The 25,678-nt window shown below is 69.0% G+C and carries 28 protein-coding genes and 3 tRNA genes; 7 read left to right on the forward strand and 24 right to left on the reverse strand.

The annotated features are described in order from the left end of the window. Window positions 1-3 precede the first annotated feature (3 nt). The 8 genes from kdpA to amaB form a co-directional block, all read right to left on the reverse strand. Window positions 4-1,779 carry a potassium-transporting ATPase subunit KdpA gene (gene kdpA / locus ACQVBX_RS04170; RefSeq protein ID WP_431636647.1) on the reverse strand — a complete coding sequence of 592 codons (1,776 nt, stop codon included), beginning with the start codon at window positions 1,777-1,779 and terminating at the stop codon, window positions 4-6. Then, window positions 1,776-1,868: a K(+)-transporting ATPase subunit F gene (gene kdpF / locus ACQVBX_RS04175; protein WP_431636649.1), complete on the reverse strand. Its 93-nt coding sequence runs from the start codon at window positions 1,866-1,868 to the stop codon at window positions 1,776-1,778. Before kdpF ends, kdpA begins: the two co-directional genes overlap by 4 nt. A gap of 256 nt (window positions 1,869-2,124) precedes the next feature. Beyond that, entirely contained in the window at window positions 2,125-3,150 is a 1,026-nt protein-coding gene (gene murB / locus ACQVBX_RS04180) for a UDP-N-acetylmuramate dehydrogenase (protein WP_431638106.1), read from the reverse strand. Between the two features lie 28 nt (window positions 3,151-3,178). Further along, window positions 3,179-4,216 (reverse strand): quinone-dependent dihydroorotate dehydrogenase, encoded by a 1,038-nt coding sequence (locus tag ACQVBX_RS04185; protein ID WP_431636650.1) that lies wholly within the window; start codon window positions 4,214-4,216, stop codon window positions 3,179-3,181. A gap of 3 nt (window positions 4,217-4,219) precedes the next feature. Then, window positions 4,220-4,987, reverse strand: a complete 768-nt coding sequence (locus ACQVBX_RS04190) for a class I SAM-dependent methyltransferase (protein ID WP_431636651.1) — start codon at window positions 4,985-4,987, stop codon at window positions 4,220-4,222. Between the two features lie 4 nt (window positions 4,988-4,991). After that, window positions 4,992-5,771, reverse strand: a complete 780-nt coding sequence (locus tag ACQVBX_RS04195) for an SDR family NAD(P)-dependent oxidoreductase (protein WP_431636652.1) — start codon at window positions 5,769-5,771, stop codon at window positions 4,992-4,994. Continuing rightward, the gene (locus ACQVBX_RS04200; protein ID WP_431638107.1) at window positions 5,768-6,049 is read right to left on the reverse strand and encodes a DUF4190 domain-containing protein; all 282 of its coding nucleotides are present in this window, start codon (window positions 6,047-6,049) and stop codon (window positions 5,768-5,770) included. The genes ACQVBX_RS04195 and ACQVBX_RS04200 overlap by 4 nt, the downstream gene beginning before the upstream one ends. Before the next feature lie 79 nt (window positions 6,050-6,128). Further along, entirely contained in the window at window positions 6,129-7,664 is a 1,536-nt protein-coding gene (amaB, locus tag ACQVBX_RS04205; protein ID WP_431636653.1) for an L-piperidine-6-carboxylate dehydrogenase, read from the reverse strand. 146 nt (window positions 7,665-7,810) lie between these two features. Here amaB and ACQVBX_RS04210 point away from each other — a divergent pair. Beyond that, window positions 7,811-7,887, forward strand: a tRNA-Arg gene (locus ACQVBX_RS04210). A 116-nt stretch (window positions 7,888-8,003) separates the two neighbouring features. Here the strand turns inward: ACQVBX_RS04210 and ACQVBX_RS04215 are convergent. Continuing rightward, on the reverse strand, window positions 8,004-9,305 hold the full coding sequence (locus ACQVBX_RS04215; RefSeq protein WP_431636654.1) for an ATP-binding protein: 1,302 nt from the start codon (window positions 9,303-9,305) through the stop codon (window positions 8,004-8,006). Then, on the reverse strand, window positions 9,302-10,021 hold the full coding sequence (ompR, locus tag ACQVBX_RS04220; RefSeq protein ID WP_431636655.1) for an osmolarity response regulator transcription factor OmpR: 720 nt from the start codon (window positions 10,019-10,021) through the stop codon (window positions 9,302-9,304). The genes ACQVBX_RS04215 and ompR overlap by 4 nt, the downstream gene beginning before the upstream one ends. 208 nt (window positions 10,022-10,229) lie before the next feature. Between ompR and ACQVBX_RS04225 the strand changes: the two genes are divergently transcribed. The 4 genes from ACQVBX_RS04225 to ACQVBX_RS04240 are packed head-to-tail and all read left to right on the forward strand — an operon-like array spanning window position 10,230 to window position 12,986. Next, window positions 10,230-10,820, forward strand: a complete 591-nt coding sequence (locus ACQVBX_RS04225) for a hypothetical protein (RefSeq protein WP_431636656.1) — start codon at window positions 10,230-10,232, stop codon at window positions 10,818-10,820. Between the two features lie 30 nt (window positions 10,821-10,850). Then, window positions 10,851-11,264, forward strand: a complete 414-nt coding sequence (locus ACQVBX_RS04230) for an EF-hand domain-containing protein (protein WP_431636657.1) — start codon at window positions 10,851-10,853, stop codon at window positions 11,262-11,264. A 10-nt stretch (window positions 11,265-11,274) separates the two neighbouring features. Beyond that, window positions 11,275-12,087, forward strand: coding sequence for a sterol desaturase family protein (locus tag ACQVBX_RS04235; protein WP_431636658.1), 813 nt, complete (start codon window positions 11,275-11,277; stop codon window positions 12,085-12,087). After that, complete coding sequence (locus ACQVBX_RS04240) at window positions 12,087-12,986, forward strand: alpha/beta hydrolase (protein WP_431636659.1); 900 nt, start codon at window positions 12,087-12,089, stop codon at window positions 12,984-12,986. The genes ACQVBX_RS04235 and ACQVBX_RS04240 overlap by 1 nt, the downstream gene beginning before the upstream one ends. Window positions 12,987-13,029: 43 nt before the next feature. On the opposite strand, the gene ACQVBX_RS04245 is transcribed toward ACQVBX_RS04240, so the two are convergent. After that, window positions 13,030-13,105: transfer RNA gene (locus ACQVBX_RS04245), tRNA-Ala, on the reverse strand. Between the two features lie 62 nt (window positions 13,106-13,167). After that, window positions 13,168-14,286 carry a ribonuclease D gene (gene rnd, locus ACQVBX_RS04250; protein ID WP_431636660.1) on the reverse strand — a complete coding sequence of 373 codons (1,119 nt, stop codon included), beginning with the start codon at window positions 14,284-14,286 and terminating at the stop codon, window positions 13,168-13,170. Between the two features lie 124 nt (window positions 14,287-14,410). On the opposite strand from rnd, the gene ACQVBX_RS04255 reads away from it, so the two are divergent. Together ACQVBX_RS04255 and ACQVBX_RS04260 are read left to right on the forward strand one after the other, a co-directional pair. Then, a complete protein-coding gene (locus ACQVBX_RS04255; RefSeq protein WP_431636661.1) occupies window positions 14,411-16,357 on the forward strand; it encodes an SUMF1/EgtB/PvdO family nonheme iron enzyme in 1,947 nt (648 codons plus the stop codon). Window positions 16,358-16,560: 203 nt separating this feature from the next. Next, on the forward strand, window positions 16,561-16,794 hold the full coding sequence (locus ACQVBX_RS04260; RefSeq protein WP_431636662.1) for a hypothetical protein: 234 nt from the start codon (window positions 16,561-16,563) through the stop codon (window positions 16,792-16,794). 62 nt (window positions 16,795-16,856) lie between these two features. On the opposite strand, the gene ACQVBX_RS04265 is transcribed toward ACQVBX_RS04260, so the two are convergent. The 12 genes from ACQVBX_RS04265 to ccmA all read right to left on the reverse strand — a co-directional run bounded on the left by ACQVBX_RS04265 (window position 16,857) and on the right by ccmA (window position 25,638). Next, window positions 16,857-16,942, reverse strand: a tRNA-Leu gene (locus ACQVBX_RS04265). Between the two features lie 25 nt (window positions 16,943-16,967). After that, entirely contained in the window at window positions 16,968-17,549 is a 582-nt protein-coding gene (locus ACQVBX_RS04270) for a cysteine dioxygenase (RefSeq protein ID WP_431636663.1), read from the reverse strand. A gap of 67 nt (window positions 17,550-17,616) precedes the next feature. Then, complete coding sequence (gene metX, locus ACQVBX_RS04275; protein ID WP_431638108.1) at window positions 17,617-18,738, reverse strand: homoserine O-acetyltransferase MetX; 1,122 nt, start codon at window positions 18,736-18,738, stop codon at window positions 17,617-17,619. Between the two features lie 41 nt (window positions 18,739-18,779). Then, window positions 18,780-19,832, reverse strand: coding sequence for a tetratricopeptide repeat protein (locus ACQVBX_RS04280; RefSeq protein WP_431636664.1), 1,053 nt, complete (start codon window positions 19,830-19,832; stop codon window positions 18,780-18,782). Further along, window positions 19,829-20,275, reverse strand: coding sequence for a cytochrome c-type biogenesis protein (locus ACQVBX_RS04285; RefSeq protein ID WP_431636665.1), 447 nt, complete (start codon window positions 20,273-20,275; stop codon window positions 19,829-19,831). The genes ACQVBX_RS04280 and ACQVBX_RS04285 overlap by 4 nt, the downstream gene beginning before the upstream one ends. Beyond that, window positions 20,272-20,814, reverse strand: coding sequence for a DsbE family thiol:disulfide interchange protein (locus ACQVBX_RS04290; protein WP_431636666.1), 543 nt, complete (start codon window positions 20,812-20,814; stop codon window positions 20,272-20,274). Before ACQVBX_RS04290 ends, ACQVBX_RS04285 begins: the two co-directional genes overlap by 4 nt. Continuing rightward, window positions 20,811-22,814, reverse strand: coding sequence for a heme lyase CcmF/NrfE family subunit (locus tag ACQVBX_RS04295; RefSeq protein WP_431636667.1), 2,004 nt, complete (start codon window positions 22,812-22,814; stop codon window positions 20,811-20,813). Before ACQVBX_RS04295 ends, ACQVBX_RS04290 begins: the two co-directional genes overlap by 4 nt. A 76-nt stretch (window positions 22,815-22,890) precedes the next feature. Further along, entirely contained in the window at window positions 22,891-23,358 is a 468-nt protein-coding gene (gene ccmE, locus ACQVBX_RS04300; RefSeq protein WP_431636668.1) for a cytochrome c maturation protein CcmE, read from the reverse strand. A 19-nt stretch (window positions 23,359-23,377) separates the two neighbouring features. Further along, window positions 23,378-23,566, reverse strand: a complete 189-nt coding sequence (gene ccmD / locus ACQVBX_RS04305; RefSeq protein WP_431636669.1) for a heme exporter protein CcmD — start codon at window positions 23,564-23,566, stop codon at window positions 23,378-23,380. Beyond that, window positions 23,563-24,321: a heme ABC transporter permease gene (locus tag ACQVBX_RS04310; protein ID WP_431636671.1), complete on the reverse strand. Its 759-nt coding sequence runs from the start codon at window positions 24,319-24,321 to the stop codon at window positions 23,563-23,565. The genes ccmD and ACQVBX_RS04310 overlap by 4 nt, the downstream gene beginning before the upstream one ends. Window positions 24,322-24,325: 4 nt before the next feature. Continuing rightward, on the reverse strand, window positions 24,326-25,012 hold the full coding sequence (gene ccmB, locus ACQVBX_RS04315; protein ID WP_431636672.1) for a heme exporter protein CcmB: 687 nt from the start codon (window positions 25,010-25,012) through the stop codon (window positions 24,326-24,328). After that, window positions 25,009-25,638 (reverse strand): cytochrome c biogenesis heme-transporting ATPase CcmA, encoded by a 630-nt coding sequence (gene ccmA / locus ACQVBX_RS04320; protein WP_431636673.1) that lies wholly within the window; start codon window positions 25,636-25,638, stop codon window positions 25,009-25,011. The genes ccmB and ccmA overlap by 4 nt, the downstream gene beginning before the upstream one ends. Window positions 25,639-25,678 lie beyond the last annotated feature (40 nt).

Here is a 25,678-nt window from a genome sequence, read left to right on the forward strand (position 1 = left end):
GGATCAGTGTCCCAGCAGAGATTCGACGATCGGCCCGAGGGCCAGCGCCGGCAGGAAGGTCAGTGCGCCGATCACGATCACCACGCAGGCCAGCAGCGTGACGAACAGCGGCGTGTGGGTGGGCAACGTGCCGGCCGACGGCGGCACGCTGCGCTTGGCCGCCAGCGAGCCGGCCATGGCGAGCATCGCCACGATCAGCGGGTAGCGGGCCAGGAACATGCAGATGCCCAGCAACACGTTCCAGAACGGCGTGTTGACCGACAGTCCGCCGAAAGCGCTGCCGTTGTTGTTGGACGCGGAGCTGACGGCGTAGAGCATCTCGCTGAAGCCGTGCGCGCCGGGGTTGGCCACGCTGCCGAACCCGGCCGGGACCATCACCGCGATGGCGGTGCCGATCACCACCAGCGCGCAGGGAATCAGCACGGCGATCGAGGCCATCTTCATCTCGTGCGCCTCGATCTTCTTGCCGAGGTACTCGGGCGTGCGACCCACCATCAGGCCGGCGATGAACACCGCCACCACGGCGAACGCGAGCATGCCGTAGAGGCCCGAGCCGACGCCGCCGAAGATCACCTCGCCGAGCTGGATCAACCACATCGGGACGAGCCCGCCGATCGGCGTGAATGAGTCATGCATCGCATTGACCGAGCCGTTCGAGGCAGCCGTGGTGGCCGTGGCCCAGATCGTCGAATTGACGATGCCGAAGCGCGTCTCCTTGCCCTCCATGTTGCCGCCGGCCTGCAGCGCCGAGGCGTGCTGGTCCACCCCAAGCCCGTGCAGCATGGGGTTGCCGGCCTGTTCGGCGCCGGTGCACACCAGCAGCAGCGGCACGAAGATCACCAGCATCGCCGCCAGCACCGCCCAACCCTGGCGGCGGTCGCCGACCATCTTGCCGAAGGTGTAGCAGAGCGCCGCCGGAATCAGCAGGATCGCCAACACCTCCAAGAAATTGCTCAACGGCGTGGGATTCTCGAACGGGTGTGCGGAGTTCACGTTGAAGAAGCCGCCGCCGTTGGTGCCCAGCTGCTTGATCGCGATCTGCGAGGCGGCCGGGCCCATTGGCAGGGTCTGTGTGGTGACCGGCACCTCGCGCGTGGTGTCGTGGCCGGCGGCGTCCTTGGTGGTCTCGGTGTAGTGCGTGGTCTGCAGCACCGGCACCTCGGCGTAGGGCTTGAAGTTCTGCACCACGCCCTGCGACACCAGCACCAGGGTCAGCAGCAGCGACAGCGGCACCAGCACATACAGCGTGCTGCGCGTGAGATCGACCCAGAAGTTGCCCAGGCCGCCGGCGCTCTTGCGCACGAAGCCGCGGATCACCGCGATCAGCACCGCGATGCCGGTGGCGGCGGAGAGGAAGTTCTGCACCGCCAGGCCCAGCATCTGGGTCAGGTAGCTCATGGTCGACTCGCCGCCGTAGCCCTGCCAGTTGGTGTTGGTGGCGAAGCTGATGGCGGTGTTCATCGCCGAGTCCGGCGACACCGCGGCCATGTGCGCGGGATTCAGCGGCAGCCACAGCTGCAGGCGCTGCAGCGCGTACACCGCCAGCAGGCCGATCAGGTTGAACACCAGCATCGCCCAGGCGTACTGCTTCCAGCCCATGTCCTCCTCGGGCCGGATGCCGCATACGCGGTAAAGCACGCGCTCCACCCCGGCGCCCACCCGCGTGACGCGGTTGGGGGAATCGGAGAACACGCATGCCATGTAGCTGCCGAGCGGTTTCACCAGCAGCAGGAGCACGCCCAGGAACAGGGCGATCTGGAGATAGTCGTTGGTGGTCATTCGAACCACTCCGGCTTGAGTAGGGCGACGCAGAGGTAGCCCGCGACAGCCACTGCGAGGGCAGCGGCCAGTGCGTAGAGGATGGTCATGGCAGGTTCCGTCAGGTAAATCGCGGGAACGAAACGGCTCAGCGCCGGCCGAGCCGGTCGCAGAGGCGTACGAGGCCGGCGGTCAGGACGACCAGCACGGCGACGAGCAGGAGGTAGGGAATATCCAAGCGGGCGACTCCATCATGGCGATGGCGCGCACTCTAGGAACCGGCCCATAAGAAAGGGGTAGCGCAACGGCGCTACCCCATATAAATCGCGTAAAAATTGCTGCCAGCCGGTCGGGCAAGCCCCGCAGTCAGCCGCCGATCACGACCGGCTCCGGTTCCAGCGTGACTCCGAAGGTGTCGCGCACGCGGGCGATCACCTGCTGGGCCAGCGCCCACAGTTCGGGGCCACTGGCGTGGCCGTGGTTGACCAGCACCAGCGCGTGGCGGTGCGAGATGCCGGCATCGCCTTCGCGGTGGCCCTTGAGGCCGGCGGCCTCGATCAGCCAGGCGGCGGAGAGCTTCCAGCGGCCATCCTTGCCGGGCCAGGCCACCAGCTCGGGATGCGCGCGCTTCAAGGCTTCGCCGGTGGCCGCGTCGACGATGGGGTTCTTGAAAAAGCTGCCGGCGTTGCCGATCACGGCCGGGTCCGGCAGCTTGCGCGAGCGCAGGTGCACCACGGCCTCGGCCACGTGGAACGATGCGGGCTTGGCCACGCCCATGCGCTCCAGCTCTTCGCGGATGCCCGCATAGTCCAGCCGCAGCTCGTGGCTGCGCGGCAGCGCGAAGCGCACGGCGGTGACGATGTAGCGGCCCGGCTCGCGCTTGAACAGCGAGTCGCGGTAACCGAACGCGCAGGCGGTGTGATCGAGCGTCACCACCCGGTGCTCGCGCGTGTCCCACGCCTCCACGCTCTCGATGAACTCGGCCACCTCGGTGCCGTAGGCGCCAATGTTCTGGATCGGCGCGGCGCCGACGGTGCCGGGAATCAGGATCAGGTTTTCCAGCCCGGCCAGGCCCTGGCCCAGCGTCCAGCGCACGAAGTCGTCCCAGCGCTCGCCCGCAGCTACGGCGACGCGGGCGGTGTCGCCATCCGCCTCCACCTGCACGCCCTGCGTGGCCATCGCCAGTACGGTGCCGGGGTAGTCGCCGGCGAACAGCACGTTGCTGCCTTCGCCCAGCACCAGCACCGGGCCGCCTTTGACGGCAGGGAAGGCGAGCAGTTCGGGCAGCTTGCTGGCGTCGCGGATCTCCGCCAGCAGGTGCGCCTTGGCCGCCACGCGCAGCGTGTTGCGGTGGGCCAGCGGCGCGTTTTCGATCAGCGCGTAGCCGCCCATGTCGATGCGCTGGGCGGGCAGGGTGTGGTCAGCGGGCATCGGCGGCTCCGCGCTGGCGACGGATTTCCTCGACGCACTCGGCGATCAGCGCTGGGCCGCGATAGATCAGGCCGGAGTAGATCTGCACCAGCGAGGCGCCGGCGTCGAGTTTGGTCACCGCGTCGTCGCCTTCCAGGATGCCGCCCACGCCGATGATGCCGACCTTGCCCTGGAGCCGTTCGGCCATGCCGCGCTGCACGGCGGTGGCGCGGGCCATCAGCGGCCGACCGGACAGCCCGCCGGCTTGCTGCGATTGTGGATCGCTGGCCACCGCACTGTGGTCGACGGTGGTGTTGGTGCAGATCACGCCGTCCACGCCGCTGGCCAGCAGCACCTCGGCGATCGCGTCCAGTTCGGGTTCGGCAAGATCCGGGGCGATTTTCAGCAGCATCGGTTTGCGCGCGCCGTGCTGGGCGCCGAGCCGCTCCTGCGCCTCGCGCAGGGTGCCGATGAAGCGGCGCAGGGTTTCCTCTTCCTGCAGGTCGCGCAGGCCCTGCGTGTTGGGCGAGGAGATGTTCACCGTGACGTAGCTGGCCCGTGCGTAGACGCGCTCCAGGCAGAACAGGTAGTCGTCGACCGCCTTCTCGTTCGGCGTGTCCTTGTTCTTGCCGATGTTGATGCCGAGCACGCCGCGGTAGGTCGATTTCTCCGCGTTGCGCACCAGCGCATCGACGCCGGCGTTGTTGAAGCCAAGCCGGTTGATGATCGCCTCGTGCGCAGCAAGCCGGAACATGCGCGGCTTGTCGTTGCCCGGCTGCGGTCGCGGCGTGGTGGTGCCGACCTCGACGAAGCCGAAGCCCAGCGCACCGAGCGCATCGAGATGGTCGGCATTCTTGTCCAGCCCCGCGGCGAGCCCGACCGGATTGGGGAAGCGCAAGCCGAACGCGTCCACCGGAAAATCCGCCGGCGGCTTGGCGACAAAGCGCAGCAGCTCGCTGCGATGGGCCACGTCCAGCGCGTACAGCGTGGCGCCGTGGGCGGTTTCCGGCTCGAGCGCGAACAGTAGGGGGCGGAGATAGGAGTACATGCGTCAGCTCAAGGTGCCCACGTAGACGCGGGTGTCGTAGGTGAAATCGATGCGGCCATCCACCGCGGTGGCATCGAACAGCGTGCGCAACGCGTCGAGCATCGGTGTGTGTTGCGGATGGCCGAGGGCGGGCGCGTAGGAGGAGGACATCAGGCGGCCCTTGAGCTCGTCGAAATCCAGCCGCTGACCGTGGTCGAAACGGGCGGTGCCGCGGAAGCCATGGCCGAACCATGCGCGCATGCGCGGCTCATCGGCGTAGCGTTCGGCCACGCTGGTGTAGTCGGTGCCGTAGCGCTGCAGCAGCGCTTCATAGCCTTCGAGAAACGGCGTGCCGCCGAGGTGCCGCGTGTTCCAGACGATCGTGGCCAGCCCGCCCGGGCGTAGGATGCGCGCGAACTCGCGGCGGGTCGCCGCCTCGTCGAACCAGTGGAACGCCTGCGCCACCACGATCAGCGCGACGCTGGCGTCGGGCAGGCCGGTGGCGTCGGCGCGGCCGTCCACCGCGCGGAAGTTCGGATGACTACCTAGCCACTGCTCGGCGGCCGCGCGCATCGCCGCATTGGGCTCTACGGCGGTGACACGATGGCCGGCGTCGAGAAAGAGCTTTGCCGAGATACCGGTGCCGGCGCCGACGTCGGCAACGTCCCACGACGCATCCACGCCATGCTCGCGGTGCAGCCAGTCGACCAGCGCGGTCGGGTAGTCGGGGCGATAGCGCACGTAGTCGGCGACGCGGTCGCTGAAGCGTTCGGTGCTGCGCAGGTCGGACATGGGTTCAGCCGGTGAGCATCTGGCCGCCGTCCACGGCGAGGGTCTGGCCGGTGATCCATCCGGCCCAGGGCGAGGCGAGGAACAGCGCGGCGTGGGCGATCTCCTCCGGCGTGCCGAAGCGGCCGAACGGGATCTTCGCCAGCGTGGCGGCGTACAGCGAGGGATCGTCGCGCTTGCGTCGATCCCACAGGCCATCGTCGAAGGCGATGGAGCCGGGGGCGATGGCGTTCACGCGGATGCCATCGGCCGCCAGCGCAAGGGCCTGAGAAGAGGTGTAGTGACTCAGCGCCGCCTTGATCGCGGCATAGGGCGCACCGCTGGCGCGCGGGCGCAGCGCGGCGATCGAGCTGGTGTGCAGGATGCTCGCGTGTGCGCTGCGCTGCAGGTGCGGCAAGGCGGCACGCGATGCCCGCACGGCGGCCAGCAGGTCGATGTGGAAGTTGGCGGTCCAGCCCTCGTCATCGTCGCTGAAGCCGTAGCCGGTGGCGTTGTTCACCAGCACGTCGATGCCGCCCAGCGCGCGGGCGGCCGCCGCGATGTATTGGTCGATGGCGGCCGCGTCGGCCAGGTCGCAGGACTGCGTGTGGGTGACCACACCCTGGGCGCGAATCGCCTGCGCCACCTCGGCGAGCGCGGTCTCACCGCGGGCGCACACCGACACTCCGGCGCCAGCCTGGGCGAAGGCGAGGGCAATGCTGCGGCCGATGCCGCGGCTGCCACCGGCCACCACTACGCGGTAGCCGTCGAGGCGAAAGGGAACTTCGGTGCTGTCGACCCCGATCATGGCCTGACCAGGTGGAACAGCCCGAGCAGCAGGGTCCAGAAGAACAGCATGCCGATCACGCTCAGAACCAACTGGGCATAACCCAGCACCAGCCCGGTCACGGCGAGGCCGTCGCCATCGAGCGGTTCGGAGACGGTCTGGCGGATCTCGCGGCGGGCGAGGTGCCCGCAGATCACGGCGACGATCGCGCCGATGAAGGGCAGCACGGTCCAGCCGGCAATGCCGAAGCACAGGCTGACCACGGCCAGGGTGCTGGTGCTGCGAGGGGCGGACGTCATGGTCATCGCGGAAACCCTCAAACCTCGGGCAGAAGGTTACGGTGCGCGCGGACCAGGAGTCCGCGCGCACCGGTCATGCTTACAGGTCGAACTTGATGCCCTGGGCCAGCGGCAGCGAATCGGAGTAGTTGATGGTGTTGGTCTGGCGACGCATGTAGACCTTCCATGCATCCGAGCCGGATTCGCGACCACCGCCGGTTTCCTTCTCGCCACCGAACGCGCCGCCGATCTCGGCGCCGGAGGTGCCGATGTTGACGTTGGCGATGCCGCAGTCGCTGCCGGCCGCCGACAGGAACTGCTCGGCCACCTTCAGGTTCTGCGTGAAGATCGCCGAAGAGAGGCCCTGCGGCACGTCGTTCTGCATCTCGATGGCTTCATCGATGCTGTCGAACGGCATCACGTAGAGGATCGGTGCGAAGGTTTCCGACTGCACCACTTCGTCGGAGTTCTTAAGGCCGGTGACGATGGTCGGCAGCACGAAGTTGCCCTTGCGATCGGTCAGCGCGGCACCACCGGTGGCGATGGTGCCGCCCGAGGCCTTGGCCTTCTCGACGGCCGCCAGATAGGCCTTGACGCCCTCGGGGCTGTTCAGCGGACCCATCAGCGTGGTCGAGAGGGTCGGATCGCCGATCTTGCCCTCGACCTGCTTGTACGCCTTGACCAGGGTCTCGAGCACGGTGTCATAGATTGAGCTGTGCACGAACAGGCGACGGGTGGTGGTGCAGCGCTGGCCGGCGGTGCCGACGGCGCCGAACACGATGCCCGGGATCGCCAGCTTCAGGTCGGCGCTCTGGTCCAGGATGATCGCGTTGTTGCCACCCAGCTCCAGCAGCGAGCGGCCCATGCGGTGCGCCACGCGCTCGCCGACCATGCGGCCGACCTTGGTCGAGCCGGTGAAGCTGATCAGCGGGATGCGCTTGTCGTCGACGAACTTCTGCGCCAGCTCGTTACCGCCGTCGTTGAACAGGAAGAAGATGTCCGGGAAGCCGCCATCCTTCAGCGCCTCGTTGCAGATCTTCATCGTGGCGATCGCCGACAGCGGCACCTTCGGCGAGGGCTTCCAGATGCAGATGTCGCCGGCGATGGCGGCCAGCATGGCGTTCCACGCCCACACTGCCACCGGGAAGTTGAACGCCGAGATGATGCCGACCAGGCCCAGCGGCTGGTACTGCTCGTACATGCGGTGGCCGGGGCGCTCCGAATGCATGGTGTAGCCGTAGAGCATGCGGCTCTGGCCCACCGCGAAGTCGGCGATGTCGATCATCTCCTGCACTTCGCCGTCGCCCTCGGGCTTGATCTTGCCCATCTCCAGAGCAACCAGGCTCCCAAGCGCGTCCTTGTGCTTGCGCAGCGCTTCGCCGCACAGGCGCACGGCCTCACCGCGGCGCGGCGCGGGGGTGGTGCGCCACACCTTGAAGGCGGCCTGGGCGCGGGCAACGATGGTTTCGTAGTCGGCCTGGCTGGAGGCATGCACCGCCGCAATCACCTCGCCGGTAGCCGGATTCACCGGGCGCAGCGTGCCCGCATCGGTGGTCTTGGACCATTCGCCCTGGCCGAGATACGTGCCGGACTGCTCGGCGGAAAGGCCGAGCGCCTTGAGGATTTCGTGGGACATGCGTACTCCTTGGAACGGCTTTCGCGACGAGATGTGGCGTCGCGGTGAAAACCGCAAGTCTAACAGGCCCATCGGGTCGGGCCGACCCCCGCGCCAGCCGGGAGGCGTCGCCTCGGGCCGTTCATCCATGCCAAAATCCCGCTGCTGCCCTCGTAGCTCAGTTGGATAGAGCGGCCCCCTCCTAAGGGGCAGGTCGGACGTTCGAATCGTCTCGAGGGCACCATTTTCCAGTGCAACAGGCCGGCGCATGCCGGCCTGTTTGCTGTTGAGCGGGTGGTGGCTGTTGGCGGGGCTTGAGCGAGCCAGTGGGGCAGGTCGCCGCCACCGGCAGCGGAGCATTCAGCGGGTGGCCGCGGGCGCCGCGGTGGCGGGAAGCGTCAGCGTGGCGACGAAACCACCGCCAACGCGGTTCTGCAACTGCAGGTGGCCGCCGCACAGTTCGGCCGCGCGCTTGACGATGCTCAGGCCCAGGCCGCTGCCGGCGGTGCCGCTGCGGGCCGGGTTGCCGCGCAGGAACGGACGCCCAAGTTGCGACAGCAAGGTGTCGGGGACGCCCGCGCCGCGATCTTCCACGCTCACCTGCACGCCGTCGTCGCGCAGCTGCACGGCAACCTGGAAGGGCGCGGCGCCATAGCGCTCGGCGTTGTCCATGAGGTTGCCCAGGGCGCGGCGCAGCAGGCTGGGGCGGCTGCGCAGGCGCACGCTGTCCGGCCCTTCGTAATGCCAGTCGTCCGGCTGGCGGCGCAGCGCCATCAGCTGCACGAGCAGGGTGACGAGGTCGATCTCGCGCACGGGCTCGTCGCTGCCGTCGCGCACGTAGGCCAGACACTGCGCGAGCGCGCCATCGAGCTCTTCCAGGTCGGTGACCATCGCCTCGCGGCGCGCCGGATCGTCGGCATCGCCCAGTTCCAGCGCCAGGCGCAGGCGGGCCAGCGGCGTGCGCAGGTCATGCGAAATGCCCGCCAGCATCAGCTCGCGCTCGCGCGCGCCCTGGCGCAGCGACTCGCCGGCGGCGCCCAGCGCATCGGCGAGCTCGCGTACCTCGCGTGGGGTGCCGCGCAGCTGATCCTGCACCGGTTGGCCGCCGATCAGCGCCGGCGCGTGCGCGGCGAGTCGCTCCAGCGGGCGGGTGAGCAGGCGCGCGGCGAGCGTGGCTACGGCGAACGCGACCAGGCCGGCAAACAGCATCAGCGTCAGCATCGAGCGCACCACCTGGCGACGGAAGCTCACCGCCTGCATCACGATCCACTCGCCAGGACGGTGGACGCTGCGCACCCAGATCTGCGCTTCCGGCCGCTGCACCACCACCACCCGCGAAGGATCGCCGAGCAGCTGGCCGGCTACTTCGCCGATCTGGCGGACCATCGGCAGTACGGGCCGGCGCGACGGCGGGGGAGATTCGCTGGTGAGGCGGACGTTGCTCTGGCCCAGCCGCGTGAGCATGTCGCGCGAGGCCGCGTCGTCGCGGCCAGCGAGCGCATCGACCGAGCTGGCGGTGGCGGCCACCAGCCGGCCATACGAGTCACCAAGCCCGCGCAGGCCGGCGCGGGTGGACAGCACGCCGCCGAGCGTCAGCGCCAGCAACAGCGCGGCTACCAGCAGCGCGAGGATCAACGAGAAAGTGGTCGGCGCGCGCTTCATGCCGGCGGATCTCCCTGCGGCACGAACACGTAGCCTTCGCCCCACACCGTCTGCAGCCAGCGTGGCTGGCGCGGGTCGTCCTCGATGCAGCGGCGCAGGCGCGAGACCATCACATCGATGCTGCGGTCGAACGCGTCGTGCTCGCGGCCCCTCGCCAGCGCGATCAGCCGTTCGCGGCTGAGCGTCTCGAACGGGTGGGCCACCAGCGCGGCCAGCACGGCGAACTCGCCGCTGGTCAGCCGTACCGGGGTCTCATCGTCCAGCAACTGGCGGGTGGCTGGATCGAAGGTGAAGCGACCGAAGCGCACGCTGGCCTGCTCGGCCTGCGGCGCGCCGATCACCGCCCGCGGCTGCCGCCGCAGCACGGCGCGGATGCGCGCCACCAGCTCGCGCGGGTTGCAGGGCTTGCCCAGGTAATCGTCCGCGCCGATCTCCAGGCCGACGATGCGGTCCACGTCGTCGCCCTTGGCGGTGAGCATGATGATCGGCGTCTGCACGCCGTCGGCGCGCAACTCCCGGCACAGTTGCAGGCCGTCGGCGTCGGGCAGCATCAGGTCGAGCACGATCAGGTCGACGTGATGTTCGGCGAGTGCGCGGCGCATGCCCACCGCGTTGGCCACGCCGCGCGCGTGCAGGCCCTGCTGGACCAGGTAGCGCTCGAGCAGGTCGCGCAGGCGCAGGTCGTCGTCGACGACGAGGATGTGGGGCGATTCCATGCGGCGACTATCGCGTGCGCTGCGCGCCAGCGGCAAGCGGGCCGGCGGGGCATTTGCAAGCAGATGTTTCTGCCGGGCGGCGGCGCAACATTCCCTCACACCGGCCACCCGGACGGACACACCTCGCCCGGGCCTGGCGCGGAACAGTGGCATCACGCGGCCCGATGCCCGGGCGGCGTTTCCCCCCAATCGCTCAGGAGAGTCCGCCATGTCCATCGCTTCGACTGTGATTGCATCCACGCTGCGCTCCGCCTCGCTGGCGGCGCTGTGCCTCGTCGCCTTGGCCGCCGCCTCGCCGGCGCAGGCCGGAGTCGGCCACGGCTTTCGCGCCGTCGGCGGTGGCCAGCGGATCGGCCACGGCGCCGCCACGTTCCGCAACGCCCAAGGCGGGATCACCCATGCCCGCGGTACCCGCGCCGCCGGACCGAACGGGTGGGCGTCACATGGCGCCTATACCTCGGTCAATCCGGACGGCAGCGCGCAGCACCAGGGGGCCACCCACATCGCCGGTGCCCGCGGCGGCAACTTCAACGGCAGCAACAGCGCCACGCGCAACGCCGATGGTTCGGCGAACGGCAGCTACCAGCGCAGCGGCAACAACGCCGCCGGTGGCAGCTACAGCAGCAGCGGGGGCTACGCCCGCGGTGCTGACGGCAGTGCCAGCGGTGCGCGCGCCACCACGATCACCGGCGCCAACGGCAACACGTACCAGGGCCAGACCACCTACACCAAAGGACAGGGCGTGACCCACACCGGCTCGTGCCACGACGCGCAGGGCAACGCGATCAGCTGCCGCTGACGCATCCATCCCACCGAAGGAGTTCCCCCGATGTTTCGATCCCTCCTCGGCGCCGCCGCGTTGATGCTGGCCGGTGCGGCGTTGGCCCAGGCCGACCTGCAGCCGCTGGGCCGGCGTGCCGACGTCAACCACGACGGCGTGGTCAGCCGCGAGGAGTACCTCGCGGCGCGTGCGGCGCAGTTCGATCGCTTCGACCGCAACCACGACGGCTACCTCGACAGCGCGGACGCCGATGCGCTTCCCGAGCCGGCCGGTCGCCTGTTCCAGGCGATGGAACGACTGGCCGACGCGGACGGCGACGGTCGCGTCAGTCGCGCTGAGTTCAACGGCATGCCGACACGCGGCTTCGATCGCATGGATGCGAACCAGGACGACGTGCTCGAACCGGACGAGATGCAACGTGCCATGCAGAACACGCAGCGGCTCGGCCGCGTCAGTCACTGAGGCGGCGGTCATGGGCAGAGGATTGCGACATCCGTGGATCCTGGCGGTTGCTGTGTTGCTGGTACTGGCCGAATGGGCCTGGCGGCGGTTCTCGCGGCGCGGCTACGACGCCCGCGAAGCCGCCGCCTCGCTCGGCGTGGCGATGGGCCACGTGGTGGTCGGTGGCATCGGTGCGGCGGTGGTGGCCGCCGCGCTCGCGCTGGCCGCGCAACTGGCGCCGGTGCATTGGCCATGGCGCGATTGGCGCACCTGGCTGACCGGCTTCGTGCTGGTCGAGTTCGCCTACTACTGGTTCCACCGTTGCAGCCACACGGTGCGCTGGATGTGGACGACCCACCTGGTGCATCACACGCCCGAGCAGATCACCCTGCTGTCGTCGCTGCGCCTGGGCTGGACCAGCCTGTTTTCACTGGGCTGGCTGTTTTACCTGCCCGTGGTGCTCGCCGGCTTCGATCCGCGCATGGTGGCGGTGCTGCTGGCGTTCGACTTGCACTACCAGTTCTTCCTGCACACCGAGGCGGTCGGCCGGCTGGGGCCGCTGGAGTGGGTGCTCAACACGCCGGCGCATCACCGGGTGCACCACGGTTCCAATCCGGCCTATCTGGACTGCAACTATGGCGGCGTGCTGATCGTGTTCGATCGCCTGTTCGGTACGCTGCGCACGGAACGGGCGGACGAACTGTTGCGCTACGGGCTGGCGCATCCGCTGGAGACGCTCCATCCGCTGCGCCTGGTGTTTCGGCCGTGGCGGCAGCTGTTCATGGACATGCGCGCCGCTAGTGGCGTGGGTGCTGCGCTGAAAATCGCCCTCGGGAGACCGTGATGAATCGCAACGTAAAGAGGTGGTGGCTTGGTGCCTGCCTGTTGTTGATGGCCGGTGGCGTGTTGGCCCAGACGCGCGGCGGGTGGGCGGAGCGCTGGCGTGAGCGGCAGTCCGATGCCGGCGTGAAAGCGTCGCTTCCGGCTGGCACGCGGGTGGTGCGCGATGTGGCCTACGGCAGCGACCCGCGGCAACGCTTCGACGTCTACGCACCGGGCCAGGCGCTCGATGCGGCGGTGATCGTGCTGGTCCATGGCGGCGGCTGGCGCCGCGGCGACAAGGCGATGCCGGGCGTCGTCGCGAACAAGGTTGCTTACTGGGTGCCGCGCGGGGCGGTGGTGATCTCGGTGAACTACCGCATGCTGCCCGACACGCCGCCGCTGGAGCAGGCGCGCGACGTGGCCCGCGCCCTCGCGCTGGCCCAGCGCCGCGCGCGCGAGTGGGGCGGGAATCCCGCCCGCTTCGTGCTGATGGGGCACTCCGCCGGCGCGCATCTGGTGGCCCTGCTGGCCGCGCGACCGGAACTGGCCGCCGAGCAGGGCGCGCGTCCCTGGCGTGGCGCGGTATCGCTCGACAGCGCCTGCCTGGACGTGGTGCAGACCATGCGCGGGCGCCACTTTCCGCTCTACGACGAAGCCTTCGGCGCCAACCCGGCCGACTGGCTGGCCGTCTCGCCGTTCCAGCAGCTGCGCGCGGCACCGGCGCCGTTCCTCGCGGTGTGCTCAAGCCGCCGTCGCGACTCCTGCCCGCAGGCGCACGCCTTCGTCGACAAGGTGCACGCGCTGGGCAGCCGTGGCCGCGTGCTCGAAGAGGATCTTTCGCACGCCCAGATCAACAAGACCCTGGGCGTGCCGTCCGACTACACCACCGAGGTCGACACGTTTCTGCGCTCGGTGTGGTGACGAAAAAAAGGGCCGGAACGTTGCCGTTCCGGCCCTGAATTTGTGGTGGAGCCAGGGAGGATCGAACTCCCGACCTCGTCATTGCGAACGACGCGCTCTCCCAGCTGAGCTATGGCCCCACATGAGCTGCGCATGGTAGCAGCGCATCCGGGGCTCGCCAAGACCCCGCCGCGCCACCGGCTCAGCCGGGCAGCAGGCCGGGCAAGCGATCGTGCAGCACGCCGTGGCGCCAGCCGTCGAGGAACTCCGGCCACTCGGCGGTGACCACGTATTCCTCCAGCACCTTGCGCGGGCAGAGCAGGCCGCTGGGCAGGTCCAGCTCGGTGGCGAGTGCGTCTACGCAGTCCTTCATGGCCGCCAGCGCCTTCTTCGCCTCGCCCTGCGGATGGGTGGGAATGGCTGCGGTGGCGGCGATCTCGCCGTCATCCAACGGCTGGCGCAACAGCTCGAACAATTCCGCGCGCTGCGGCGAGCGCAGCGCACGCTGGCCGCGGCTGCGCTGGTCCAGCTCGGCCAGCGTGCCGGGCGGGTGCTGGGCCAGGCTCATGACCAGGGCGTCTTCGAGCAGCCACGGGCGCGGGCGGTCGAGCGTGCGCGCGGTGCGGTCGCGCCACAGCAGCACCCGGCGCAGCATGGCCTGCTGCTGCGGCGTCCATTCGGCGGCGCCGCGCATGGCGCGCTGCGGTTGCGCCTCGCCTTCGCGGGCGCCGGCGCGATGCTTGAGGCGCTCGCAATCTTCGGCATGCCAGGCGCTGCGGTCACGCTGGTGCAGGCGCTCACTGAGCTGGCTATGGATGGAGTCCATGTAGACCACGTCGAGCGTGGCGTACAGGCGCTGGGAATCGGTGAGGGGGCGCTGCAGCCAGTCCGAGCGTGTTTCGCCCTTGTCCAGGTCCACACCACACAGCTCGGCCACCAGGGCGCGGTAGCTCACGCCCAACCCCATGCCGACGAAGGCCGCGGCGATCTGGGTGTCGAACAGCGTGCGGGGGCCGCCGGGCAGCAAGGGCGCCAGGGTCTCCAGGTCTTCGCCGGCGCTGTGCATCACGGTCACCGCGCCGCCGCCATGCAATGTGGGGTGCAGCGCATCGGCGAGATCGAAGGCCAGCGGATCGATCAGCGCGTAGCGCCCCTGCCAACCCAGCTGCAGCAAGGCAAGTTGCGGGTAGAAGGTATTGCGGCGCATGAACTCGGTGTCCATGCCCACGATCGCGCCGGCCGGCAGTGCGGCCAGCCAGCGATCGAGTGCGTCGCGCTGGTCGATCCATTCGGCGTCGTTGGGCAGGGCAGGCAGGGACATGCGGCGGTTCCTTCGGAAATCGGGCGTCGCCGTGGACACGGCGTGCGGGCGAGACGATGCGACCGGTGGTCGATTGCCCGCGGTGGGCGTGGCACGATAACAGGCCCCACGAGGACGCCCCAAGATGCCCAGCAGCACGAACGTCGCCCGACAGCGCGCCCTTGGCGGTGCCCTTGGCGTGCTCGTGCTGGCGTTCGCGCTGACCTATCACTTCTTTCCGCGGGTGTTCCACGTCAATCCGGACGATGTGGCGCCGCGCCGCTCGATGGCGCTGGGTGTGGCCACGCCTGCGCGCTCAGCATCCAGCGCATCCACGCTGGTCGACCCGGGCGAAATCGATGCCGGCCCGCCGCTGACGCTGGCCCCCGCGGCGGTGATCGCTGCACGTACCGCCCATCGCAACCCCGACATGCCGCAGCAGAAGGGCGAGGACCCGCCCGAGGTGGTTGCACTGCTGGTGCGCGCCGACAAGGCCCTGCATGCCGGTCAGGTGGCCGGTGCCGACGACAGCGCCGCCTCGCTTTATCAGCAGGCGCTGAAACTGAAGCCGGACAGCCGCCGCGCGCTCGAGGGCCTGTATGAGTCGCGAGCGCGGCTGGTGGCCGCGATCGGCCAGGACATCGCCGTGGGCGACGCCGATTCGGCCAAGGACCTGCTCGCCACCCTGCGCACGCTGCCTGGCTCCGACGATGACGTGAAGACGCTGCAGAACAGCCTGGACACCCTGGTGAAGGTGCGCCCGATGCTGGCCCAGGCGGCGACGCTGCTGGATCAGGGCCGCGCGGACCAACCCGACGGTGGCAATGCGCTGGCGATCTATCGCCAGGTGCTCACGTTGGACCCGCAGAACGCCGTGGCGCAACAGGGCCTGCTGCAGGTGCAGCGCGCCGTGCTGGACCGGGCGCTGGCCGCGGTCGCCCAGAACGATTTCGCCGGGGCGGACAAGGCATTGACCGAGGCCCAGGCGATCCAGGCCAATTCGCTGGCGATGCGCGACGTGAGCGCGCGCGTCGAAGGCATGCGCGACCAGCGAGCCGGCGGCCTGCTGGCGCAGGCGCGCTCGGCGCTCGATGCGGGCAACCTTTCGCTGGCCGAGAAGCTCGCCCAGCAGGCGCGCGATACCCGCCCGGATCTGCCGGGCCTGGACGATTTCCGCGAGCGGCTGGTGAATGCCCGCCTCTACGCCAACTATCGTCCTGGCCAGGTGTTTACCGACAGCTTCGTCGACCTGCCCGGGAAGGCGCCAGCGATGGTGGTGATTCCCACCGGCAGCTTCCAGATGGGCGCCGTCGACGACGAGGCCGACCACAGCGATACCGAGTTGCCCCGCCACTCGGTGACGATCGCGATGGGCGTGGCGATGGGCCGCACCGAAGTCACCGTGGGCCAGTTCCGCGACTTCGTGCGCGCCAGCGGCTACCGGCCCGACTCGGTGACCATGGGTGGGTCCAGCGTCTACGACGAACGCAGCGGCGCCCTGCGCGACGATGGCCGCGCCACCTGGGAAGACGACTACGCCGGCCGCCCGGCGGACGACAACCTGCCGGTGGTCAATGTCTCGTGGAACGACGCCAAGGCCTATGTCGACTGGCTGAGCAAGCGCACCGGCAAGGCTTACCGACTGCCCAGCGAGGCCGAGTTCGAATACGCGCTGCGTGCCGGCACCACCACCCGCTACTGGTGGGGCGACGGCGCGCCGGACAAGCGCGTGGAAAATCTCACCGGCGCGCTGGACCGTTCACGCAACGGCCGCCGCTGGAGCAACGCGTTTCGCGGCTATCGCGACGCCTACTGGGGGCCTGCGCCGGTGATGAGCTTCGTCGCCAATCCGTTCGGCCTGTACGACATCAACGGCAACGTCTCCGAGTGGGTCGCCGATTGCTGGCATGACAGCTACCTGCGTGCGCCGCGCGATGGCAGCGCCTGGATCAACCCGGGATGCAGCGCCCACGTGGTGCGCGGTGGCTCCTGGGGCAGTGCGCCTGACCAGGACCGCTCCGCGTACCGGCAGGGCGTGGAAGCCACCGTGCGCAGCGCGCGGGTGGGTTTCCGGGTCGCGCGCGAGCTCTGACGCCGCCTCGCTGAGCGATGTCTGACCCGGCCTCTGCCGGGGCTTGCCTCGGTGGGGGTAATTCGCGCTATCTTCAGGGCTCCGGCGCGTACCCAGCGCGCGCCGCGCAAGGCACCACCTGCTAGCGCTTTCTTCAGAATCCGTCCGGTTCAACCGCACGGACTCGGCCCTTGGCCCCGTCAAGACCTGTCGAGGAAGATGCCATGGATCCGCAACCGGTTCGCCTGTTCGTCCCGTACACCGACGGCACGCCGTGGATCGTGCGCCGCGAGGTGGCCCGCGTGGGCACCTTCGGTAGCCGCTCCGACGCGGTCCGCGCCGCCATGGCGATGCGCTCCAAGCTCAGCCGCGCCTGGGGCCTGGATCATCCACCGGTGCAGGTGCAGGAGTGCGACGGCAGCTGGCATGATGCAGAGGAGAGCGAACTGTTCGGCTGAGCCGGCCTCGCGTTCCATGGCAGCCAAAGAAAAACCCCGCACGAGGCGGGGTTTTTCATGTCTGGTACCGGTGATAGGACTCGAACCTACACGACATCGCTGCCAGCGGATTTTGAGTCCGCCGCGTCTACCATTCCGCCACACCGGCAAAACAGGCCGCGATTATGCCGGGTTCAATGCAGGGGGTCGAGCCCCAGCTGGCGGTCGTGGCGCTCGTAGCACTGGGCATCGGCGGCGGGCTGGAAGATCGCGCAGTGGGTCATCTGGCCGGAGTAGATGTGCAGGCTCACCGCGATGGCGTCATCGCTGGGATTGCGGATGGTGTGGTACTCGTGCGGTGGGATCAGGCTGCCGGCCGAGCCCGGTCCGGCCTGGATCGAGCCGACCGGCTGGAAGCGCCACTGGCCGTTCTCGTCGGCGAGGCGCTCGTACTGCACCACTTCCAGCGCACCGCTCCACACGCCTTCGACGCACCACATGCCGCAGTGATCGTGGATTGGCGTGCCCTGGCCGGGGCCCCAGGTCATCGCCACCACGCAGTAACCGTGTTCCTCGCTGCGATAGAGTTCGCGGCGTGCGTAGCGGCCTTCGGCGGTCTCGTAGACGCACTCCGGCAAGGTCACTTCCTGCGCGCGGATCAGGCGGCACAGGCTGTTGCGCAGGGTGTCGGTGATGGCGTGGGTGGAGGGCTGGCTGACAGCATGGTCGATCGCTTCGATCAACGTGCGACAACCGGGGAATTCCTGGGCGAGCATGGCAGTTCCGGTACGGCGTGGGACCCGGGCATCTTATCAGTGCTGCCCGGTGCCGGCATGGACAGGCTCAGAGCCGCTGCAGGAATCCGCCGATCGCCGGGCTGTAGTTGGCAATGTCGACCAGGAACGCGTCGTGTCCCTGCGGCGAGTCCAGCGCCACGAATTCCACCGCTGCGCCGGCGTCACGCAGGCCGTCGGCGATCTGCTCCTGCTGCTCCAGCGGGAACAGGATGTCGGTGCTCACGCCGATCACCATCGCCCGCTCGATGTGGATGCGCTTGAGCCCCTCGCGCACGCTGCCGCCGCCGTACTCGGCCACGTCGAACCAGTCGCTGGCGCGCGACAGGTACAGGTAGCTATTGGGGTCGAACGTGCGCACGAAGCGCTCGGCATGGCCCTGCAGGTAGGACTCGACCTGGAACTCGACGCCAAAGGGGTGATCCTCGCGCTGCTCCGGATCGAGCCGGATGCGGGCGAAGCGGCCATTCCACTCCATCGCCGAGCGGTAGGTGATCACGCCGAGCTTGCGCGCGATGCTCATGCCCGTGTCGGGATACGTGCCGCCTTCCGCCGCGTGGATGTCGGCCGCTCCTGCGCTTCCTGCGCCCGCGGCACTCATCCCTCCCTGGATGTCGTACTGCCCGCCGCGCCAGCCGGGATCGAGCCGGATCGCCTCGCGCTGCAGCGAGCGGATCGCGATCGCGAACGGCTGCGCCTGCGGGGCGGTGTCCACGCTGATGTGCGAGCGCACCGAACCGGGGTGCAGCAGCATGTACGCCAGCGCGCTCATGCCGCCCATCGAGCAGCCGATCAGGCAGGCCAGGCGCTCGATGCCGAGCTGGCGCACCACTTCGTGTGCGGCGTTGGCCACATCCTCCAGCGCCAGTTCGGGGAAGGTGAGGCGATACGGTTGGCCGGTGGCCGGGTCGATCGACGCGGGGCAGGTGGAACCTTTGTCGCTGCCCAGCGAGTTCACGCAGATGACAAACCAGCGGTCGCTGTCGATCGCCTTGCCGGGCCCGAGCATGGCCTCCCACCAGCCGGGCGAGGGGTCGTCCGGGTTTGAGGCGGCGTGAGCACTGGGCGACAGCCCGGTGAGGATCAGCAACGCGTTGTCGCGCGCTGCGTTGAGCGTGCCCCAGGTTTCGTAGGCGACGCGGGCGCCGTGCAGTGCGCCGCCGCGCTTCATCGCAAACGGCGAGGGTAGGGCGCAGTAGCGCCGCGCATCACTCACGGGTGCACCGTGTCGATCAGCACGGCCACCGGCTCGCGGCGATCCACCGGCACCACGCCGGCATCGCCTTCCAGGTCGCCGGCCTGGCCGATCGCCTGGCCGCTGTGGCTGATGCGCGCACCCACGAAAACGTGGGGCACGGAAGAGAGCTTCATGCTCGGCGCCATCGCCATGGCGTCGGTGAGCTCCACCGTGGTGGGCAGATGGGCAGCGTCGAGCCGCGCCACCGCCAGCGGCATCGGCGGGCCCTGCTCGGCGCGGGCGTAAACGAACAAGGTGTCGCCGGGCTGCAGTTTGCCCTTCAGCGCTGGCGCGAGGCTCACCTTGACGGTGAGCTTGGGGCCGGTCGGTGCGTCGGCCGCAGCGCTGGTGGCCGGGGCGGGCGCGCTGCCACCGGCGCGGGCGTCGGCCGCGGCGATCTGCTGGGCGACCGCCTTGGCCACACTGGAGCCGGGCTCGAGCAGCGGCTGCAGGCGTCGCCAGGTGGCGGCGGCATCGGCGTAACGGTCCTGCTGGAAATCGCTGATGCCGAGCAGCCACAGCGCGCGCTGGTTGTCCGGCTCCTGCTGCACGGCCCGTTCGAGCAGCTCACGCGAGCGGCCTTCGATGCGGTGATCGGGGCGCGCCATCGAGTCGGCTTCGGCCCAGCCGACCATGGCGGTGGGGTTGTCCGGGGCGAGGCGCAGCAATTGCTCGTAGGCATCGCGGGCTTCGGCGCTCTGGCCCATCGCCGAGGTGGTCTGCGCCAGCAGCAACCAGCCCTGCGCGTCGTCCGGTGCATCTTTCAGGTGCGTACGCAGCGCGGCCAGCGCTTGGCCGACATCCATCGCCGGGGCCTGCTTGGCGATGCCATCCAGCGCGCGCGGCGTGCCCACGGTGAGGTAAAGCCCGGCGGCCGCCAGCGGCAGCACGAAGGCGATGGCCAGCGCGAGCGCGAACACGCCGCGTGAACGGCCCTGGTTGCGGCCGTGGCGCATCAGCGGCCACAGCAACAGCACCAGTGTCGCCGCGATCATCGCGGCGGCAATAACGTAGAAAGCCAGTTTCACCAGTCGTCCCCGTGATCGACGTTTGCCGTCACCGCTGACGACGTGGCGCGCGCGCGTTTGCGGATGGTAACCACCACGACCACCGTGCCGATCAGCAGGATCAGCAGCGGTCCGAACCACAGCAGCCACGTCGCGGCGTTCACTGGCGGGTCGTACAGCACGTAGTCCGAGTAGCGGTCCACCAGATATTGCTTGATCTCGGCGTCGCTCTTGCCCTGTTGCATCAGGGCAAACACCTGGTGGCGCAGGTCGCGCGCGATCGGCGCGTTGGAATCGGCCAGGGTCTCGTTCTGGCACATCGGGCAGCGCAGCTCGGCGGTGAGGTGCTGGAAGCGCAACTCCTGCGCATGATCCTTGAACGGCAGCGGTTCGATCGCCTGGGCGCCGAGCGCACCGGCGAACAGGCACAGCAGCAAGGTGGTGAGGACGAGCAGACGCTTCATGGAGCTTCCTTCTTCAACGCGGCGATGGCCGGCTTGAGTTCCTTCTCGATCACCTCGGGCGTGAAAGGCCCGATGCGCTTGTAGCGGATCACGCCCTTGGCGTCGATCAGGAAGCTTTCCGGCGCGGCGTAGACGCCAAAGTCGATCGCGGTCTGGCCGGGCAGATCAGCCATCAGCACGGCGTAGGGATTGCCGTGTTTTTCCAGCCAGGCCTTGGCGTCCTGCGGCTGGTCCTTGTAGTTGTAGCCAACCAGGGTCACGCCCAACGTGGGCGCCTCGGCCTGCAGCAGCGGGTGTTCCACGCCGCACTCGATGCACCAGCTGGCGAACACGTTGAGCAGGTAGGGCTTGCCCAGCAGGTCGGCCTTGGTGACGTTGCGCGACGGGTCGTACAGCTCGGGCAGGGCAAAGTCTGGCGCCGGCTTGTTGATCAGCGGCGAGGGAATGGCGGTCTGGTCGTGGCTGGAGTTCCACCAGATGCCGAAGCCGAACAGGCCGCACAGCGCCAGGAACGCGAAGAAGGGAAGCAGCCGGCTCATGCGTGGGACTCGCGCGCCGCAGTAAGCGATGCCGTGGCCGGCGTCGTCGCCGCCACGGCTTCTTCGCCGGCCTCGGCCTTGCGCTTCACGCGGAAGCGCCGGTCCGCCGCAGCGACGAAGCCGCCGAGCATCATGAACAGGCCGCCGGCCCACAGCCAGCGGATGAACGGCTTGTAGTAGATGCGCATGGCCCAGGCGCCGCCGAGATCGTTCGCATCCATCGGCTCACCCAGCGCCACGTAGAGATCGCGGGTGAAGCCCGGATCGATTGCCGACTCGGTCTGCACCTGCTCGCGGGTGTAGGTGCGCTTCTGCGGGTGCATCACAGCGATCACCGAGCCGTCGCGCAGCACGCTGACGCTGCCCTGGTTGCCGCGCCAGTTCGGGCCGGAAGTCTGCTTCACGCCGTCGAAGCGGAAGCCGTAGCTGCCGATGGTCTGGGTGTCACCCGGCGCCATGCGCACGTCGCGGGTGACGCTGAGCGATTCGGACAGCAGCACGCCGATCAGGAACACGCCCAGCCCGAAATGGGCCAGCAGCATGCCCGCCATCTCGGCCGGATAGCGCCGCCCGCGTGGCATCTCGCGATAGCGCTTGTAGACATAGAGCAGCGTGCCGACTGCGCACCAGACAGCGGCCGCCACGCCAGCGATGGCCTTGACCTGTTCGTGTACGAAGAAGGCCGCCACGATGGCGCAGGCCACGGCGGCCACGCCGGCGCGCAGGGCGATGGCCTTGAGCAGGCCGCTGTCGCCGCGGCCCCAGCGCAGGAACGGGCCGAACGGCAGCAGCAGCACCACCGGCGCCATCAGCAATGGGAACAGGAAGCCGAAGTAGGGCGGGCCTACCGAGATCCGGCCCAGGTTGAACGCATCGCCGATCAGCGGGAACAGCGTGCCCAGCAGCACCATCGCCGCGGCCACGGTAAACATCAGGTTGCCGACCAGGATGGCCGATTCACGCGACACCACCGCGAAGGACTTGCCGCCGGCGACCTTCGGCGCGCGCAGTGCGTACAGCAGCAGCGATCCGCCGACGACCACTACCAGGAACGCCAGGATGAACAGGCCGCGACGCGGGTCGGAGGCAAATGCATGCACCGAGGTCAGCACGCCCGAGCGCACCAGGAAGGTGCCCAGCAGCGACAGCGAGAAGGCGAAGATCGACAACAGGATGGTCCACGCGCGCAGCGAGCCACGCTTCTCGGTGACCGCCTGCGCGTGGATCAGCGCTGTGCCGACCAGCCAAGGCATGAAGCTGGCGTTCTCCACCGGATCCCAGAACCACCAGCCGCCCCAGCCGAGCTCCGCGTAGGCCCACCAGCTGCCCGCCACGATGCCGGCGGTGAGGAAGGCCCAGGCCACGTTGGTCCACGAGCGCGCCCAGCGCACCCAGGCCTGTTCCATCTCGCCGCCGAGCAGCGCCGCGATGGAGAACGCGAACGCCACCGAAAAACCGACGTAACCCATGTAGATCACGGGCGGGTGGAAGGTCATGCCCGGGTCCTGCAGCACCGGGTTGAGATCGCCGCCGTCGGCCGGCATCGGCAACAGTCGCGCGAACGGATTGGAGGTGAACAGGATGAAGGTGAGGAACCCCACCGCGACCAGCCCGAGCACCGACAGCACGCGCGCCACGAACACCTCGGGCAGGTTGCGGCTCAGCGCGGCGACCGCCAGCGTCCACACGTTGAGGATCAGCACCCACAGCAGCATCGAGCCCTCGTGCGCGCCCCACACGGCGGCGATGCGGTAGTACCAGGGCAATGCGAGGTTGGAGTTGTCCGCCACGTAGGCGACGGAAAAGTCGAAGCGCAGGAACGCCCACACCAGCAGGGCGAACGCCACGATCACGAAGGCCGCCTGACCCGCTGCGGCGGGTCGGGCGATCGCCACCAGGGCGCGGTTACCGCGCCAGGCGCCGATCAGCGGCAGCACGCTTTGCGCCAGTGCCAGCAGCAGGGCGAGGACGAGGGCGAGCTGGCCGAGTTCAGGAGTCATGGCAGATACCGTGATGGGACACGCAGGGCTGCAGTGGACGCAGCGGAAACCTCAATGGATCGGGGGCATGCGCAGTTCAGCGCGCTGCACCCGCGGCCTCGTTCTCGGCCATCTTCTTGCCCTCGTGCGCCTTGGCCATGGCGTCCTTCAATTCCTTGGGCATATAGGTCTCGTCATGCTTGGCGAGCACTTCCGTGGCCACGAAGTGGGCGTTCTCCATGTGGCCGGTGGCAATCACCGACTGGTTGTCGCGGAACAGGTCCGGAAGGATGCCGGTGTACTCCACCGGCATCGCGCCGTCGGCATCGATCACGGTGAAGGTCACCTTCAGTGAATCGCTGGAGCGCTGGATCGAGCCCTGCTTGACCATGCCGCCGAGGCGGAAGGTCTTGTAGCCCTTCGCCTGGCCGGACTGCACCTGGCTGGGGGTGAGCAGATAGTTCATGTTCTGCTGCAGCGCGAACACGGTCAGGCCGCCGGCGATGGCGGCAGCCACCAGCACCATGACCACGATGATCAGCCGACGTTTGCGGGTGGGGTTCATGCGGACTTCCGGTTCGATATCAGGCGTCGGGGGACGCGTCGCGGGACTGGCGGGCGGCCTGCCGCGCCAGTCGCGTGCGCAGCTCGCGCAGCACGCGCCGACGGCGCAGCACGGGTGCCAGTGCATCGGCCAGCAGCACCAGGAGAAACACGGCGTAGGACGGCCAGACGTAGGCCGCGTAGCCGCCCATGGCGAAGAAGGTGCTCATCGCTCGCCCTCGCGCATGGCGATCTGGCGCACCCACTCCTTGCCGCTCTCCAGCGCCAGCAGGTCGGCGCGCACGCGGTCGAACAGGCTGGCCAGGTAGTAGCACTTGGTGGCGACCATCATGGTCAGCAGTGGCCAGATCATCGAGCCGCTCATGGTGCTCGGCCCGAGCAGGCGCACGGTGGAACCTTGGTGCAGGGTGTTCCACCAGTTCACCGAGAAATGCACGATCGGCACGTTGATGATGCCGATCAGCGCCAGGAACGCCGCCGCGCGTGCGCCCTGCCGGCGATCCTCGAACGCGTGGTACAGGCCCATCACGCCCAGGTACAGGAACAGCAGCACCAGCTCGGAGGTGAGCCGGGCGTCCCAGGTCCACCAGGTGCCCCACATGCGGATGCCCCACAGCGAGCCGGTGACCAGGGTGATCAGGGTGAACGCCGCGCCGATCGGCGCCGATTCCATCGCCACCACCTCGGCCAGCTTGATCCGCCAGACCAGCGCGATGAACGCCGAGACGGCCATCACCGCGTAGATGAACAGGGCCATCCACGCGCTGGGCACGTGCACGAAGATGATGCGGTAGTCGTCGCCCTGCTGGTAATCCGGCGGGGCCAGCACCAGCCCGCCGTACATCGCCACCGCACCGAGGATCAGCGCGAGCGCGAGCATCCACGGGCGCAGGGCGCCGGCAAAGCGGTAGAAGGTCGGCGGCGAGCCGAGCTTGTGCAACCAGAGAGGAATCCAGCTGGACATAGGTTCACGCGTCCAAGGCAATGCGGAGGGCGGCGGCGCAGGCCAGCGGTGCCAGCACCAGGGCCAGCGCCAGTGCGGCGCCGAGCCATGCGATCGGGGCAATCCATGGCAGGCCTTGCTGCACCGCGGAGAGCGCGCCGGCGGCGAAGATCACCACGGGCACACACAGCGGCAGCAACATCAGGGCGAGCAGCATACCAGAGCGCCGGGTGCCGGCCGTCAGCGCCACCAGCACCGCGCCGAGCAGGCTGAGCATCGGCGTGGCCAACGCCAGTGCCAGCAGCAGGATCGGCATCACGGCCGCCGGCAACTGCAGCATGCTGGCCAGCATCGGCGCGATCACGATCAGCGGCAGCGCGGTGGTGAGCCAGTGCGCGAGGATCTTCATGCCGAGCATCAGCGCGAGAGGTTGCGGCGCCAGCACCAGCTGTTCCAGCGAGCCGTCCTCGATGTCGCTGCGGAACATGCCGTCCAGCGCCAGCAGCATGGCCAGCAGCACGGTGACCAGCACCACGCCGCCAGCAATTCGCTGCAGCAAGGCGTTCTCCGGACCGAGCGCGAACGGAAACAGCGTGGTGACGATCAGTGCGTACAGCACCGGCATGGCGATGTCGCCGCGGCGGCGCCAAGCCAGCGTGAGGTCGCGCCGCAATACCGCGGCGCAGGCGCGCGAGAGCGGAGCACGGTTCATGCGTGCATCCGGATGCGCTGCGGCTCGCCGCCGTGGAAGCTCACCGCGCCGTGGCTGGTGACCAGCGCCGCACCGCCACCGGCGATATGCGTTTCCAGCAGCCGGTTGACCAGTGCGATGCCGTGGCGATCGAGGTTGGCGTACGGCTCGTCGAGCAGCCACAGCGTCGCCGGCACCAGCAGCAGCCGTGCCAGCGCGGCGCGCTTGCGCTGACCGGCGGAGAGCTGGCGTACTGGTTCGTCTTCGTAGCCGAGCAGGCCCACCTCGCGCAGTGCGGTAGCTGGCGTCATGCCGTCGCGGCAACCGTGCAGGCCGGCGGCGATGCGCAGGTTCTCGCGTGGGCTGAGGTCGGCCTTGAGGCCGAGTTGGTGGCCGAGAAATACGATCTCGCCCTGGCAGGCGTCGCGCTCCAGTGGTGCACCACGCCAATGCAGCTCGCCCTCGTCGACGTGCAGCAGGCCGGCCAGCACGCGCATCAAGGTGGTCTTGCCGCTGCCGTTGTCGCCCTCCACCAGCGCCAGCTCGCCCGCATGCAGCTGGAAGTGCAGCGGCCCGAACACGGGTTCGTCCTGGCGCAGGAAGCGCAAGGCCCGCGCTTCGAGCAGGGGGAGGTGGGCGGCGGTCATCCGCACAATTGTCCGCAATGGTTGGCGGCCTTGTCCATGC

It is taken from the genome of Dyella thailandensis, from assembly GCF_050749815.1.
In the GTDB taxonomy this organism is placed as follows: domain Bacteria; phylum Pseudomonadota; class Gammaproteobacteria; order Xanthomonadales; family Rhodanobacteraceae; genus Dyella_A.